At 29.2% G+C, this 17,146-nt stretch carries 15 protein-coding genes; all 15 read left to right on the plus strand.

The window, feature by feature from the left end; translation table 11 throughout:
* The first annotated feature begins 35 nt into the window (after positions 1–35).
* The 15 genes from UMR38_06455 (at position 36) to UMR38_06525 (ending at position 17,070) form a co-directional block, all read left to right on the plus strand.
* Entirely contained in the window at positions 36–875 is an 840-nt protein-coding gene (locus tag UMR38_06455) for a LicD family protein (GenBank protein MEC9485500.1), read from the plus strand.
* Positions 872–2,050: a glycosyltransferase family 4 protein gene (locus tag UMR38_06460; GenBank protein MEC9485501.1), complete on the plus strand. Its 1,179-nt coding sequence runs from the start codon at positions 872–874 to the stop codon at positions 2,048–2,050. Before UMR38_06455 ends, UMR38_06460 begins: the two co-directional genes overlap by 4 nt.
* The gene (locus UMR38_06465) at positions 2,047–3,309 is read left to right on the plus strand and encodes a glycosyltransferase family 4 protein (protein ID MEC9485502.1); all 1,263 of its coding nucleotides are present in this window, start codon (positions 2,047–2,049) and stop codon (positions 3,307–3,309) included. Before UMR38_06460 ends, UMR38_06465 begins: the two co-directional genes overlap by 4 nt.
* Positions 3,299–4,237 (plus strand): ATP-grasp fold amidoligase family protein, encoded by a 939-nt coding sequence (locus UMR38_06470; protein MEC9485503.1) that lies wholly within the window; start codon positions 3,299–3,301, stop codon positions 4,235–4,237. Before UMR38_06465 ends, UMR38_06470 begins: the two co-directional genes overlap by 11 nt.
* Positions 4,234–5,376, plus strand: coding sequence for a glycosyltransferase (locus tag UMR38_06475; protein MEC9485504.1), 1,143 nt, complete (start codon positions 4,234–4,236; stop codon positions 5,374–5,376). Before UMR38_06470 ends, UMR38_06475 begins: the two co-directional genes overlap by 4 nt.
* A 5-nt stretch (positions 5,377–5,381) precedes the next feature.
* Positions 5,382–6,455 (plus strand): aminotransferase class V-fold PLP-dependent enzyme, encoded by a 1,074-nt coding sequence (locus UMR38_06480; GenBank protein MEC9485505.1) that lies wholly within the window; start codon positions 5,382–5,384, stop codon positions 6,453–6,455.
* Positions 6,452–7,177 carry a phosphocholine cytidylyltransferase family protein gene (locus UMR38_06485; protein ID MEC9485506.1) on the plus strand — a complete coding sequence of 242 codons (726 nt, stop codon included), beginning with the start codon at positions 6,452–6,454 and terminating at the stop codon, positions 7,175–7,177. The genes UMR38_06480 and UMR38_06485 overlap by 4 nt, the downstream gene beginning before the upstream one ends.
* A 1-nt stretch (position 7,178) precedes the next feature.
* Positions 7,179–8,279, plus strand: a complete 1,101-nt coding sequence (locus tag UMR38_06490; protein MEC9485507.1) for a glycosyltransferase family 4 protein — start codon at positions 7,179–7,181, stop codon at positions 8,277–8,279.
* Positions 8,276–9,388, plus strand: coding sequence for a hypothetical protein (locus UMR38_06495; protein MEC9485508.1), 1,113 nt, complete (start codon positions 8,276–8,278; stop codon positions 9,386–9,388). The genes UMR38_06490 and UMR38_06495 overlap by 4 nt, the downstream gene beginning before the upstream one ends.
* 21 nt (positions 9,389–9,409) lie before the next feature.
* Positions 9,410–10,930 carry an oligosaccharide flippase family protein gene (locus UMR38_06500; GenBank protein MEC9485509.1) on the plus strand — a complete coding sequence of 507 codons (1,521 nt, stop codon included), beginning with the start codon at positions 9,410–9,412 and terminating at the stop codon, positions 10,928–10,930.
* Positions 10,923–11,939, plus strand: a complete 1,017-nt coding sequence (locus tag UMR38_06505) for a polysaccharide biosynthesis protein (GenBank protein ID MEC9485510.1) — start codon at positions 10,923–10,925, stop codon at positions 11,937–11,939. The genes UMR38_06500 and UMR38_06505 overlap by 8 nt, the downstream gene beginning before the upstream one ends.
* Complete coding sequence (locus UMR38_06510; GenBank protein MEC9485511.1) at positions 11,940–13,049, plus strand: capsular polysaccharide biosynthesis protein CapF; 1,110 nt, start codon at positions 11,940–11,942, stop codon at positions 13,047–13,049. It abuts the gene before it with no gap.
* Between the two features lies 1 nt (position 13,050).
* Positions 13,051–14,178, plus strand: a complete 1,128-nt coding sequence (gene wecB / locus UMR38_06515; protein MEC9485512.1) for a UDP-N-acetylglucosamine 2-epimerase (non-hydrolyzing) — start codon at positions 13,051–13,053, stop codon at positions 14,176–14,178.
* 23 nt (positions 14,179–14,201) lie between these two features.
* Positions 14,202–15,194, plus strand: coding sequence for a UDP-glucose 4-epimerase GalE (gene galE, locus UMR38_06520; GenBank protein ID MEC9485513.1), 993 nt, complete (start codon positions 14,202–14,204; stop codon positions 15,192–15,194).
* Between the two features lie 544 nt (positions 15,195–15,738).
* Positions 15,739–17,070 carry a DUF4301 family protein gene (locus tag UMR38_06525; GenBank protein ID MEC9485514.1) on the plus strand — a complete coding sequence of 444 codons (1,332 nt, stop codon included), beginning with the start codon at positions 15,739–15,741 and terminating at the stop codon, positions 17,068–17,070.
* Positions 17,071–17,146: the final 76 nt, after the last annotated feature.

Raw genomic sequence — 17,146 nt, forward strand, 5'->3', positions numbered from 1 at the left:
AAGACCATATAGATAATAAGTATAGAGGTGAATGAATGAACTATGACGCAGAAAGATTAAAGTCTATTCAATTATCAATACTAATTGAATTTTATAATATGTGTAAAAAAAATGATATAAACATTTATTTAGCATATGGAACAGCATTAGGAGCTTTCAGACATAAGGGCTTCATCCCTTGGGATGATGATATTGATGTATTTATTTTACAAAAAGATCGTGATAAAATAATTGAATTATTTAGGAAAAACAAATCTTCTAATCTATTTTATCAATCATATGAAACTGATAAAGCATATAGATATGCAGTTGATAGAATAAGGTTATCAAACACTACTCTAATTGAAAACGATACAGTAAACGATGACATAAACCATGGAGTATTTATCGATGTTTATCCACTTTTTAAATGCTCTAATAACAAAATTAAATATTATGTTCAAATAGCATCTCGATTTATTTATAGGCTATTTGTATATAGAAAAGTGCCTAAAAATAAAAACTTCATTGTCAAAACTATTTGTAAAGTGCTTTTACTATATCCGAAGAAGTTAAAGCGTAAATTTATTAATAATAATTATACTTATACAAATAATTTGGGTGATGATAATTTTTTTTCAACTTTTTATGGTGATGAGGTAAAACACAAATATCCTAGCGAATGGTTTAAAACCATAACACTACTTGATTTCGAAGATGATTTATTTCCTGTGCCTAGCGATATAGAAAAATATCTTAAACTTGATTATGGCTCGAACTATAAAGATTTGCCTCCTATAGAAAAAAGATTAACTAATCATAATTATTTTTTCGTAGATCTTGATAAAAAGTATAGCGAATACAAATACCATAAGTATATGGAGAAGTTAAAATGAAAATTTTATACCTGTCACAAAGATTTGATTTTGAAACAGCTGGAGTGTATGCAGATTTGGTGACTGAACTAATAAAAAACAATCATGAAGTTACCATACTTACTTGTGATTATAAAAAAAAAACGGTATATAGTTCGATTGTAACCGCGAATTCAATAAAAATAATTTATACTAAAGTACCAAATCAGTTTGTAAAAAGTAAATTGATAAAAGGATTGACTCAATTGATTTTACCATTTTTAATGATTAGAACTTACAACAAAGTTCTCAAAGGAAAGGAGTTTGATTTGATTCTCCACCCAACTCCTCCTATTTCTTTTTATTATTTGGTTAAGTACATAAAGAAAAATGTTAAAGGAATCAAATCATATTTGATGCTTAAAGACATTTTTCCTCAAAACGGAGTCGATTTGGACTACTTTAAAAAGAATTCTTTAGTGTATAAATACTACAGGAGTATCGAAAAAAAGTTATATGGAATTTCAGATAGAATTGGATGTATGTCTGTAGGTAATAAGAATTACGTTATTGATAACAATAAACAACTTAATAGAAGTAAGATTGAAGTTTTTCCTAATACAATGAAAAAATACGAGTACAGTTTTAGTCATTCAAAGGATGAGAAGATAAAGTTTCTAATAGGTGGAAATTTGGGTTTGCCACAAGATATTCCGTATTTGATGGATTGTTTATTGGAAGTTAAGTATTTGACAAATATAGAGTTTTTAATTGCTGGAACAGGTACTTATAGTAAATATATTCATGATTTTATTGAAGAAAACAAACTAGTAAATGTGGTATATTTAGGAGAATTAGACAGGAATGAATACGAAGAATTAGTGAAAAAGTGTCATATAGGAGTTATATCATTGAATTACAAGTTTACGATACCAAATATACCTGCTAGATTTTTATCTTATATATCAAAAGGACTACCTGTTCTCTTAATATCTGATGTAATCACAGATTTAAAAAGCATTATTTTATATGATGCAAAGTGTGGGTTTTGGTCTCCATCTAATGATGTTAGTAAATTTCAGAGAGAAATTCTCAAAATATGCAGCACAGATTTAGTGGCCTTGTCAAAAAATGCATACAGCTTTTTTAATGATAATTATCAAGTCAAATATTCTGTTGAGATTTTAGAAAGATTTTATAGGGAGGAGATAAAATGATTGAAAATGATGTAGTAGTTGTTCACCCTATTCAGCAACACTCTCATTTACTAGCTAATGTTTTGTATAAGCATGATCGACTCAGTTGCCTATATACAACAATGTATTTTGATGAAAACACATTTCTTTATAAGTTATTAAATGCTGTTCTCCCTAAAAAATATAAATATAAACTTAGCAGTAAAATGAATCTTCCTTTTGATAAAAAGGTTAAATCCTATTATACAATTTTAGGTTTAATTTTTATAGGTTTAGGGAAAACACATATCCCAAAGAGATTTTTAAATGTATATAGGGAGTGGCTTACGAAAATATTTTCAAAGAAAGTCGCGAGGGACATAAGGAAAAACACAAATATAAAATATATTATTTCATTTGATACTTATTCGTACTTTTTATATAAGTACTTAATCAACTCAAATTTAATTAAAATTCTTGATATGTCCAGCATACCAATAAATGTCATTAACAAAATTATTAGTTTTGAAATTCAAAAAAATTATAATTTTACAAAGGATTTGAAAAGAACTAAAAAATCATTTACAAAAAAAATGTCTGATAGATCTTTACACGAAATCAAAATGTCTGATAGATTTTTAGTTGCTTCTACTTTTACTCAAAAATCCTTAACTGAAACATTTGAAAACGCAATTAGTAAGAAGATTTCGATAGCTCCATATTTTATAGATAGTCGTTTTTTCAATATGAGGGAATCACACAATATAGCAGATAAAGTAAATTTCTTATTTGTAGGTAGACTTACTGCAGTAAAAGGATTTCATTATCTACTTGAAGCTATAAAAAAATTACATTCTAGCGCAGAATTTAAATTTGTAGGGCATATTCAATTATCAAAAGAATATATAGATAGTTTACCAGCAAATATAAAATACTTAGGAGTAATTGATAAATCTCAAATGTGTAATATTTACTCAACCTCAAACGTATTAATATTTCCCTCACTATTTGATGGGTTTGGACAAGCTATTATAGAGGCTATGGCTTCTTCGATGCCTGTAATTGTTACAAAGAATTCCGGTGCTTCAGACTATGTTACAGATGAAGAAAATGGATTCATAATCGAACCTGGTAATATTGAAAGTCTAGTAGAAAAAATTCAGTGGATGATTGATAATAAAGATAAGATTGATTCAATGGGGAAGAATTCCTATAAGATTGCTATTGAATTTACAGAAAAGAATTATTATAAAAAAGTTGCTGAAATTATAGGTTTTGAGGGTGAACAAGATGAGAATTAAATATGTTATTAAAAAAATTATTCCATATATTTATATATATCGCTTACAGACAATATGGAAAAAAATCGCTTTATGTATTTGGAATGATGAACAGTATATCAAAAGAAGATATAAAAAAATAGTAGGTAGAAATATAAACTTTCAAAATCCAACAACTTTTTCTGAAAAATTACAAGTCATGAAATTACACAATCGTAATCCCCTATTAACAAAATGCACTGATAAACTTCAAGTACGAGAATATGTCATATCTAGAGGTTTAAGTGAAATATTGGTCCCAATAATTTCTGTACTTGATAACTCTTCTGAGATAGATTTAAGCATTCTTCCAAATGAGTTTTTCCTTAAATGTAATCACGCTAGTGGAACAAATTTATATGTTAAAGACAAGACTACTATGAAAGAGAAGCAAATTAAAAAAACATTTAAAATATATATGAGTAGGAATCACTATGTTATGGAGCGTGAATGGAATTACAAAAATATAGTTCCCAAGATTATTGTCGAAAAACCGATTAAAGATTCAAAAGGGAATCTACCTTTCGACTATAAATTTATGTGTTTCAATGGTATTCCTAAAATTGTCATGGTTTGTACAGGAATTATAAATGAGAGTGGAAGTAAAGGAAATCCAGAATGTAATTTTTATGATATTGATTTTAATCTTCTAGATTTAAGAATAAATAATAATAACATAAAAAACAGAACAATTACAAAACCAAAAAATTTCGACAAGATGGTTGAAATTTCTAGAAAACTATCAAGTGAATTTACCTTTTGCAGAGTTGATTTATTTAGTGTTGACAATCAAGTGTTTTTTGGAGAACTAACCTTTATTCATGGATCAGGACTTTTGCATTTTGAGCCTAGAGAATATGATTATCTATTTGGTCAGTGGTTAGGGACAAGACAAGGAGATGTTCAATGAAAGTAATTATTTTTTTAGGTGGCTTTTTCCCATCAATGAATCATGGTGGTCCAGTGGTTAGTATTGATAATCTTTGTAGATTGTTAAGCGATAAAATTGATTTCTACATAGTTACAAAAGATCACGACTTAGGAACAAAAGAAAGATTTAAGGACATTAAGGACACATGGATGATCAAAGAGAATTATAATATATTATATTGGCCCGATTCTTTTTTTACTAAATCAAGAATTAATAATTTGTTAAAAGAGATTAACCCGGATTTAATCTATATTAATTCACTATTTAGTTATAAAATTGTAATACCAATTTTAAAAGGCAAAGGTAATATTCCTGCACTGATTGCTCCTCGAGGCCAATTATGTAAGAATGCGTTTAGAAAAAAAATAAAAAAATATATGTATCTTTTTATATTTAAGAGTTTATTCAAAAGTAAAACTGTATTTTATCAATTTACTTCAATGGAAGAGAGATTATCAATATTAAAGCATATCAAGGTTCGTGAAAATAAAATATTCTTCTTGGATAATATTTCCATTGGTCCCACTCAAAATGTTGGAATACCAATTGAGAAATCAACAAATAATTTAAAAATTGTATTTATTTCTAGGATTCACCCAAAAAAGAATCTCGATTTTGCACTAAGTGTAATCAATAATCTTAGTGGAGATATTATTTTTAATATTTATGGACCAATAGAAGACACTATTTATTGGGAAAGCTGCAAAAATATTATTGCAAATTATCCAAAAAATATTATAGTCAATTATAATGGTGTGATTTCACATGAAGATGTATATAAAGTATTTACTGAGAATCATGTATTTTTGTTTCCAACAAAATCAGAGAATTATGGGCACGTGATTCCAGAAGCGCTAATTATGGGGTGTTCTGTGATTACAAGTGATCAAACTCCTTGGCAAGCAAATTCAGATCAGATGTTTTTGCACAGCATCCCTCTTAACAAAAAGGATGAATATTTATCTGTAATTAAAAAGTTTGTTGCCATGAATCACGATGAATACAAACGACTTAGTTCAGAAGCAATTTTATATGCTCATGATAAAATTGATCGGCAAAAAATCAAAAACGAGTATATTAATGTTTTTACAAAAATTATTGATTATAGAGGAGAATGAAAATAATGAAACTTTTTACGGTTGGTCCAGTTCAAATGCAAAAAGATATCCTTGATATTGGAATACAACAAATACCATATTTTAGAACTGAAGAATTCTCAGATATTTTATTTGAAGTTGATAGAATGCTAAAGACATTATTGCAGTCAGATAATAGCAATTTGTTGATTTCTTCATCCGGTACTGGCGCAATGGAAGCTGCGATAACAAATCTTTTTAATTCGCAAGATAAACTATTAATTGTCAACGGAGGGTCATTCGGACAAAGATTCGTTGAAATATGTCAAAAATATAATTTTAATTATCATGAAATAAAGTTATCATTTGGAGAAAAATTGACTGATCAACATCTTATAAAATATTTACATCAAAATTTTTCTGGATTTTTAATAAATCATCATGAAACTTCAACAGGAGTTTTATATGATTTAAAACTTGTATCTGATTTTTGTAAAAATAATAATATTACTTTGGTCGTTGATGCAATTAGTTCGTTTTTATCTGATCTGGGGAAACTAGATAATTTATCAACAGATATACTAATCTTTAGTTCACATAAAGCATTGTCATTAATGCCTGGGTTAAGCATTATAAACTTTAGTGAAAAGGCAAAAATGTTAATATCTCAAAATGAATCGAAAACATATTATTTTGATTTACAAAAAGCAATTCAAAATTCATTGAGAGGACAAACACCTTTTACACCATCTATTTCAATAATATACCAACTTCATAGAAGGCTCGAATTATTAATCCAAAGAGGTGGCCTTGAGGTAGAGTTAAATAAAGTTACTAAAATTGCGGAATATTTTAGAAAATCTATTGCAGATTTACCTGTCTATATTCCACATTATAACTTGTCGAATTGTTTAACTCCAATTGTGTTTAAATCGAACAGTGTGGATGCATACAACATATTTGAAATATTGAGAAATGAATATGAATTAGTGGTAAATCCTTGTGGGGGAGAACTCAAAAACAAAATGTTAAGGATAGGACACATTGGTAATCTTACTATAAGCGATATAGATTTATTATTAGATGCATTGAGAGATTTAGAAAGGAAAAGAATAATATGAAAGCAATAATTTTAGCTGCAGGAAGAGGTACAAGAATTAGTAGACATTTATCAGGGAATCCTAAGTGCACTGTAGATATTGGTGGGACAACACTTATTCGCTATACTATCAAGTTGCTACAAGAAAACGGAATAACCGATATTGCGATAATATTAGGATACAGAAGTGAGGTTATTATTAAGGAACTAGAAGATTTTAACATCACATATTTCTATAATCCTTTTTTTGATGCAACAAATAGTATTGCATCAATGTGGTTTGCAAAAGAATTTTTGTCAGATGATGATTTCTTAATTATGAATGGTGATGTTTATATAGAAAAACCTATATTACAAATAATAGAAAGTGAAAAAAAAGAATTTTTACTTTTATCTGATGAAACAAGGATAACTGAGGCAGATTACAAACTAAAGTACAATGATGGTATTTTGGAAAAATATGGCAAAGAGCTTTCAGAAGATGATACAACAGGGGAATACGTTGGTATCGCTATTATCAGAAAGGAAGCCATACCTAAATTTAGCAAAGAATTAGACTCTTTGATAAATAAACAAAAACATAATTTATGGTGGGAAAACATTTTATACGAATTATCAAATGAAATCAAAATATATGTCCGAGATGTCGAAAAGAATTTTTGGGCAGAAGTAGATTACATAGAAGATTTTGACAGGATTATTTCACATAGATCTAATATGAATGATAGTGAAAATGCAAAATAAAATGAATACTGTAATTCACATTGTCAGAGATACGGGTGGAGTAATAAAGTTGGTTTCAGAGCTGGCTAACATTCAAACCAAATGTGGAAATAAAGTTTATGTTTTATATTCAAATTTAAGTAATTCACACTTGAAGTTATTTAGCTCTCTGGTAACATTAATTGAAATTAAACATTGGTTAAAACTACCACCTTTATTATTTGGTTTAAGAACGAAAAGAACGTTAAATAAGATTATATCTGATGATTTTCCATATATTATTCATTTTCATAATGTTGCCACTGTAGGTATATTTTGTTCAAGATATGTTAAAAATTCAATTTGTACTATACATGGGTTAAGTTGGTATAATAACACCGTTAGGACAAAGATATCAAAATGGATAACAAAAAGAATTATTTCTAGTATTTTTAAAAAAAATGGACAAGTAATTGGAGTTAGTAAAAGTACTTCATCTTTTTATAACAACTTATGCAACTTTAATAGAGTTGATACCATATATAATGGGATAGCAGCCTTGAAAATTAAAAAGATTCTAAATTCAAAGTTAATTGTAGCTCACATTGGAGATGTTAGTGATAGTAAAGGATGGAAATATACATACAATGCCATATCTTCACTTAAAGCAGATCTTAAAAATAAAATTGAATTCATTATGGCAGGACGTTTAATTGGAAATGTGAACGATGAAGTCCAAAGGGCTTTGGAAGCCTCAAAAGGTGAGTTCGAATTTAAGTACTTAGGTATTATTGAAAATGCTTATGAGAATTTAGTGCCTAGTATTGATTTACTAGTTTTACCATCTATTAGTGAAGGTCTACCAATGTCTATACTTGAATGTCAAAGCATAGGAATACCAGTTATTGCGACAGATGTAGGAGGAATATCTGAAATCATTACAGACAATTATAATGGCTTTTTAGTTACTAGAAATAGTGAAAAAATTCAAGACAAGTTAGAATACATTTTAATGAATCTTGACCAGTATAGTATATTTTCTGCTAACTCATTGATTAGATTTAACGAAAAATTTTCTATTCAAGTAACAAACGATAAATATGACAATCTATATAATTTGGTGCAGAACAGGAGAAAAATATGAGTATCATATCAAGTGCTTTTATAGCAATATCAATTATTCTCTTTACACTAGTATCATTCCAAAATAAAAAAATATCTTTAAAGACAATAGTATTAATTATGCTTCCTTTTTTGGTTGGAGTAGTTATATACGGTTACAATTTTCAACCAATTGAAGCAGATGACTTGTTTCGATATTATTTCGAGATGAATAGATATATGACTCAGAATTTCAACGAATTTTATAGTAATTCGACATGGAGTTCAACAATAATATCTAGTGCTATTATGTTTTTAATTTCAAAAACTGGTGATATTAATTTGCTTGGCGGGCTGACTATAGTTCTCTATTTTTTAACTTTTGTGATTGTTATTTTGATTTTGGGTAAAGGCAAAAAAAGTTCAAGAGGAATCTTTTTTATATTTTTATTTTTTATATCTAACTTATACATTTATGAGTTTATTTCTATAACAAGATTCTCAATGGGAATATTCTTTATAACACTAGTAATATACTTAGATTTTTTTAAGTTAGAAAATAAGTATATTGTTTTGCTCCTCTATTTTGTTAGTTTTTTTATTCACACATCTTTAATTGCTTTTTTAGGTATAAGGCTGATTTTTATGATAAAAAACAATGTTGTGAAATATAGTTTTTTAATTATTACACCGTTTATAATTAAAGGATTATCTTCTCTCCTGACATTAACTCAAATACCGTTTTTAGTAGATTTAGCGATCAAAATTGCTGCAACCTCTACAACATCTGCTTTATTTACAAGTTGGATTAGGATAGTTATATACTTAATGATAATACTATTGATTTTAATTGTTATTATTGGTTATACAAGAGTTACTACGACACAAAAAATAAAAAATAATAATATTTCTTATAAATATATTAATTATTGTCGATTTTTATTAGCATTAATTGTATTTTTGTTAACTACTCCATTTTGGATGCAACTTGCATTTCATAGATTTATTCAAGTGATAATTGTTTTGTCATTGCCAATTCTTTATAACTATTTTTTTCACACGAGAAGATCGGCACTTAAATATGTACTGTTTTCTATAACTATTGCTATATCGATTTCCAATATTATTTATCAACTTTTGTTGTATGTATAAATATAGAGACAAGGTGTGTTCATGAGCGAACTAATAAAAAGCAAGAAGACGATTTTAAATACAGTTGCCAATTTGACAAGCAGATTATGGAGTATGCTATCAACATTCATTTTTTTACCTTTATTTTTGAGGTATTTAGATTCTGAAGCATACGGATTGGTGACATTATTTGCGACGTTTTTGGCGGTTATGAATTTACTGGGAATGGGATTGTCTGGTGCTTTAAGAAGAGAGTTTGCAGCAGGGAATGAATCTCTCTCAAGTAGACAATATAAGTTCAAACTTCTAAAATCTGTCGAATTTATATATCTATTTATTTTGATTGTTATACTGATTATCGGCTTTTTCATTTCACCTTACATTGCAAAAAATTGGTTAGTGTTTGAGTCACTAAATGTCTCAATTGTAACGACATCAATTACTTTAATGTTTATATCTATATCTATTATTATATTAAGTAATTTGTGGCATGGATGTATTTTAGGTTTGAATAATCAGGTAAGGGCAAATGTTTATTATGTTTTATGGTCAATAGGCAAAAATATACTGGCAATATTAGTAATACAAAGATTTCCAAATCCTATTTCATTTTATTTAGCGTATATAATTATTGATCTTTTATATGCATTTTTCCTAAGATTATTCCTTGTAAGAAGAATAAAGAAATCTGATAGTATGAAATGGAACATTAAAGACCTTAAATTATTATCAAGCGTTTGGAAATACACTGTTGGATTATTGTTTATTACAGGGTTGTCCATATTACTTACACAAATAGATAGGATTATTCTAAGTCGATATATTAGTTTGACTGAGATTGGAATATACAATTCAATTAAAACTATGGGGTCACTAGTAAGGATTATAGCAGCATCAGTTGGAATAACAGTCCTTACTGAATTTACAAATCTATTTTCACAAGAAAAGCATGAGAAGCTTGAAAAATATTACCTTGACATATGGAAATATGTGTCAGTTGCAACTATAACTCTTAGTGTTTTTGTCACAAGTTATTCGTACTCTATAATGTATGTGTGGACAGGAGATATAACTTTTGCAGAAGCATCGATTTCAGTCGCTCCATACTTGTTAATTGGAATATGCGGTTTAGCTCTACAAGAAATACCATATAGCTATTTGCTGTCGAAGGGCATCACAAAAATTAATATAAAGTTAGGATTACTTATTTTACCTATTTATGTGGTTTTATTATATTTTTTAATTAGAAGTTATGGGATTTATGGAGCTTCATTGGCATATGGAATAACTTTTTCTGCACATACAATTTTATATTTTTGGTTATCAAACAAAAGCATTAAATTGAAAGAAAAACTGTATAAAATTTATTTGGTAATGTTGCTATCTGCAATAATAAGTTTAAGTTTTTCTTCGATATCTAAGCAAATGGTTGCTAATATTTCAAATCAAACATATGTAGTTTTAATTGGGATTACATTTGGGATAATTGCTTTAGCAGTTAATTTGTTTGTGTTTGGAGCTTATAAGTTTGTAAAAAAGTACAGGGAGGTACATAATGAATAATAGTTACTTAAAAAATAAAATACTGCTCATTACTGGCGGTACAGGATCTTTTGGTAATGCTGTTGCAAGGCGTTTTTTAGATTCAGAAATAAGCGAGATACGTATATTATCTAGAGACGAAAAAAAACAAGAGGATATGAGAAAAACATTTAACAATGATAAGCTTAAATTCTACTTAGGAGATGTTAGGGATTACTCTTCTATAGAAGGGGCTTTTATAGGAGTTGACTATGTGTTTCACGCTGCAGCTTTGAAACAGGTTCCTTCATGCGAATTTTATCCTATTGAAGCGGTTAAAACAAATATACTAGGTAGTGATAATGTAATTACAGCTTCTGTTAAAAACAATGTAAAAAAGGCGATATTTTTGTCTACAGACAAGGCAGCTTATCCAATTAATGCCATGGGAATGACTAAAGCTGTAATGGAAAAAAATGTTATAGCAAGATCACGACAATTAACAATAAATGATACAATATTATGTTTAACAAGGTATGGTAACGTAATGGCTTCTAGGGGTTCTGTTATTCCACTATTCCTAAATCAAATAAAGGAAAACAAACCTATTACAATCACAAATCCAAATATGACTCGATTCATGATGACTTTGGATGATGCAGTTGACTTGGTGATATATGCTTTTGAAAATGGAGAACAAGGTGATCTTTTTGTTCAAAAGGCACCTTCTGCTACAATTGATACTTTATCTAAAGCAATCCTTGAACTAGAAAAATGTGATATACCACCTAATTGTATTGGAACAAGACATGGCGAAAAACTATTTGAAGTGTTAGTTACACAAGAAGAAATGGCAAAAGCGGTAGATTTAGGCGAATTCTTCAAAATACCCGTAGATAATAGGAGTCTAAATTATGATCAATATATAGATAAAGGTGACCAAAAAATTCAACATTTTGAATCATATCACTCTCACAATACGGAGAAACTAGATGTAGAGGGAATGAAGAAACTGTTACTTAAATTGAATTTATTTAGGATGGTGGATTAATTGAAAGTATTAATTACAGGAGCAAAAGGTTTTATTGGCAAGAATCTTTTTCAAACTTTAGCTAATCAAAAGAATATTGAAATACTGCAGTACGATATAGAATCCTCTCAAAATGAACTTATTAAGTACACTGAGTCATGTGACTTTATTTTTCACTTAGCTGGTATAAATAGGCCTGAAAAGGATGAAGATTTTATGAAAGGAAATTTTGGGTTTACTAATGAATTATTAGATTTACTTCAAAAGCATAATAATAAATGTCCTATAATGATTTCATCATCAATTCAGGCAAAACTTGATAATCCATACGGTAAAAGCAAAAAAGCTGGAGAAGATTTAATATTAGAATACGGCAAAAATACTGGAGCAAAAGTTTTAGTGTATCGCCTACCTAATGTTTTTGGAAAATGGTGTAGACCAAATTACAATAGTGCTGTAGCTACTTTTTCCCATAATATTGCAAATAATCTCCCCATTGAAGTCAACGATCCAAATGCCTTGATGAATCTAGTTTACATAGATGATGTAATTAGAGAGCTTGTCTTAGCTTTGAATGGAAAAGAAAATAGAAAAGGTGATTATTGTTATATCGAACCAGTTTACTCAATCAAACTTGGTGAAATTGCAAAGTTATTGTATTCATTCAGAGATTCTCGTCAGAATCTTGAAATCCCAAACACGAAAGATTCTTTTGTTAAGAAACTATATTCTAATTACTTAAGTTATTTACCAAAGAACGATTTTTTGTATGATTTAAAAATGAATTCAGACCATCGAGGATCATTCACAGAATTTATTAGAACAGCAGATAGTGGCCAAGTCTCTGTAAATATTTCAAAACCTGGTGTCACAAAAGGAAATCATTGGCATAATACTAAAAATGAAAAATTTCTTGTAGTAAAAGGTACAGGTTTGATTAGTTTTAGGAAAATAGATGAATATGAAATTGTAAAGTACTATGTAAGTGGTGAAAAATTACAAGTAGTAGATATCCCTCCAGGGTACACACATAATATTAAAAATATAGGTGACACAGAAATGGTTACCATAATGTGGGCAAACGAGAAATTTGATCCAGATAATCCAGATACATTATATTTAGAGGTGTGATATGAAAAAAATCAAAGTAATTACAGTAGTTGGAACAAGACCGGAAATTATTAGATTATCAGCTGTGATAAATAAGTTAAATAGTTTAGATGCAATTGAACATGTACTCATCCATACTGGCCAAAACTATGATTATGAATTGAATGAAATCTTTTTTAAAGATTTAGGATTGAATAAACCTGACTATTTTTTAAATGCAGCAACAGGAAATGCAATTGAGACGATTGGAAATATCCTGATTAAAATTGACCCAATCCTAGAAAAAATTCAGCCAGATGCTTTTCTAATACTTGGAGATACCAACAGTTGCTTAGCCTCCATAGCGGCAAAAAGAAGACGTATACCGATTTTTCATATGGAAGCAGGAAACAGATGTTATGACCAGAGAGTTCCAGAAGAAACGAACAGAAAAATTGTTGACCATATAGCTGATATAAATCTACCTTATAGTAGCATAGCTAGGGAATATTTACTTAAAGAAGGTTTAACAGCTGATAGAGTGATCAAAACTGGAAGTCCAATATTTGAAGTTTTACATAATAACATAGAAGCAATTAAGCAATCGAAAATTTTAGACAAACTTAAGTTAGAAGAAAATAATTATTTTGTTATATCCGCACATAGAGAAGAAAACATTAGTTCCGAAAATTTTTCTTGCTTAGTTGAAACATTAAATACTCTAGCTGAAGATTACAAGTTACCTATAATACTTTCTACGCATCCAAGAACAAGGAATATGATAGGAGAGAAACAAGTAGTTTTTCACCCTCTCATTAGAACTCTAAAACCTCTTGGCTTTATTGATTACAACAGACTTCAATTATCTGCTAAAGTTGTTTTAAGTGATTCAGGAACAATTAGTGAAGAATCATCAATACTTAAATTTAAAGCATTGAATATTCGCGAGACTCATGAGCGTCCTGAAGCTATGGAAGAAGGCGCAGTGATGATGGTTGGGGTTATGAAAGAAAGAGTGTTACAAGGTATAAGCATATTAGATTCAAATATGAAACCAGTTCATGATGTAGATGATTATACTTTAGATAACGTTTCTGATAAAGTAGTCAAAATAATTATTAGCTATACAGATTATGTTAAAAAAAACGTTTGGAAAGATAAAATAATTTAATTATTTTTATTGGAGGTGATACTTTGAATATTTTAGTTACAGGAGGATTAGGATATATTGGTTCTCATACTATTCTTGAATTAGATAGTACGAAAAATCAAGTAATTATTGTTGATAACTTAGCTAATTCAAAAATAGATGTTTTAAAAATAATTCAACAAATATCTTCTCAGAAATATGATTTTTACAAATATGATGTAACAGATTATTATCTGATTGAGAGTTTATTTATGAAGTATAAATTTGATACAATAATGCATTTTGCTGGCTTTAAGGCTGTAGGTGAATCTGTCCAAAAACCACTAACTTATTATAAAAACAATCTATTGGGGACAATAATCTTGTCTGAACTTGCTATTAAATATGGTGTAGAACACTTTATATTTAGTTCTAGCGCTACTGTATATGGTGATCAACAATCACCTCTATTTGAAACACTTGATCCGAAAAAAACAACTAATCCTTATGGTGAGACAAAAGCAATGTCTGAAAGAATTCTAATTGATACTGCTATTGCAAATCCAGGACTAAATGTTACTTTGTTGAGATACTTTAATCCTGTTGGGGCTCACAATTCAGGTTTAATTGGTGAAAATTCAAATGGTACTCCTAATAATTTGGTGCCCTATATAACTAAAGTTGCGAAAGGTGAATTGAAAGAATTAAGCATTTTTGGAAATGATTATGATACAGAAGATGGTACTGGTGTGAGAGATTATATTCACGTTGTTGATTTGGCAAAAGCTCATGTTGCTGCTATGGAACATATGAAATCAGGAGTAAATATATATAATCTTGGTACTGGAAAAGGTATCAGTGTTTTAGAGATGGTACATGCTTTTGAAAAAATAAATGCTTTAAAAGTGCCATTCAAAGTGGTTGGAAGAAGACCTGGTGATCTTGCTGTAGTTTATGCCGATGTATCTAAGGCGAAAAAAGAACTTCAATGGGAAGCGAAATTAACTCTAGAAGATATGGTTAGAGATGCTTGGAATTTTGAAAAAAACAGTTTATAGCTATTTTTAAAGTGGTGACTTTCCATAACAACTGACAGTTCAAAGTAAAGACTCTGGGCAAATTTTATCGCTTTTAGCGCCTTGACAAATCGCGAAAAGTATGATTTTGTCTTAGTTAAGATGCAATCAACTGATTGCAAAACACAAAAATTGGGTTAAAAAAATGACCTATTTTTCTTTAATAAATTGACAGTCCAATGTGAAGGGTTAAGAGACCCCTGACCCTTTAGATAGAACGATTAAGTTTTTGGGAATCATGTTCCACATCTTAGTTGAGACATTTCATAGCCACGTACATTGGGTTCATAATGACCGACAGTTCAAAGTGAAGGGTCGGGGCATGGAGTCGAGATGATTTAGAATTTTGATGGAATCAACTTAATATTTCCCACGGATAAGATGTTAAATAGTGTTTTATTTAACAGAAAAAACTCATAAATAGGCAGTCCAAAGTGTAGGATGTTATTCGTTGATCTATAAAGCAAGTCAATTTAAATGCTATTATGAGTTTCATAAGAGTTATTTTTAAACAGGAGGCTGATTTATGGATACAGTTTTTAATAAATTTATTCAAGGTACACAATATGTAACGATTGAAAGCGCCTTGAAAAATGAACTTTTCCATAAGGTTAAGTATTCAGAAGAAATAAACGATAATCTAATGATAAAAAAATTCATCCCAGCAAGTGGCGCAGCCACGCGCATGTTTCAATCACTTTATACTTATTTAGACGATGAGATTGAGACTGACTTTATTAAAACCTATAGTAAGAATCTAGATAAGTTTAGTTTTTATAATACATTAGCCTTAGAGGGATTACCTATTAAGGATGCGATTAAGAAAGTACTAGATACTTATTGTCATACACCCAAAGCATTAATTGATATTCATAAGTATAATCATCTTACCGTTACGCCTATTGAAGAACATATCAATGAAACATTAGAACTTAACTTAGACAATACGCCTGAACTCCATTTCACTATTTCTAAAGAACATGAAAAGTTATTTAAACAAAAGCTTAAAGAAATAGATACGAAAGATATGGATATTACTTACTCATTTCAAGAGCCAGAGACTGATACACTTGCTGTTGATATGAACAATACACCATTTTTAAAAGACGATGGTACACCACTGTACCGTCCTGGGGGACATGGTGCATTAATTCATAACTTAAATCAGCTAGACGCTGATATCATCATGATTAAGAATATTGATAATGTGTGTCACCATACGTTCTTACAAGACACCATAGATGCTAAAAAGACATTATTAAACACAGGTCTTTATGTTCAAAAGAAGATTCATCAGTATATCACTGACTTATTAAATGGTAATTATGATTTAGAAAACATCAATCAGTTCTTACAAGGCACATTAAATATTACCTATAAAAAAGATCTAACAAAAGCACAAGCACTTAAATTCTTAGATAGACCGTTACGTGTCTGTGGAGTTGTTAAAAATCAAGGGGAACCTGGGGGTGGTCCATTCATCGTAGATGATGGAGATTACCTATCACCACAAATCGTTGAAATGAAAGAAATCAATTTATCTAATCACCAACACATTGTTGCTAAAGCAAAGTATTTTAATCCCGTTGACTTAGTCTGTTTTGTTAAAGACTATCAAGGGAATAAATATAACTTATTAGACTATCTGAATGACAACCGTTATTTTACAAGTGAAAAGACCTATAAAGGAAGACCTTTAAAAGCCTTAGAACATCCCGGTCTTTGGAATGGTGCGATGCACCATTGGAATACCGTCTTTGTTGAAGTCCCTTTAACAACCTTTAACCCCATTAAAACAGTGAATGATTTATTAAGAGAAGGACACTTAGGGTATAAATTAGAAGAAGAGCAGAAGTAATTTTCAGGTTTAATTAAATTTCTGTGTATTTGATAGCATCACAAACTTTTAGCTAAAGCGGAAACTAAAACTTTGT

It is taken from the genome of Candidatus Izemoplasma sp. (assembly GCA_036172455.1).
In the GTDB taxonomy this organism is placed as follows: domain Bacteria; phylum Bacillota_I; class Bacilli_A; order Izemoplasmatales; family Izemoplasmataceae; genus JAIPGF01.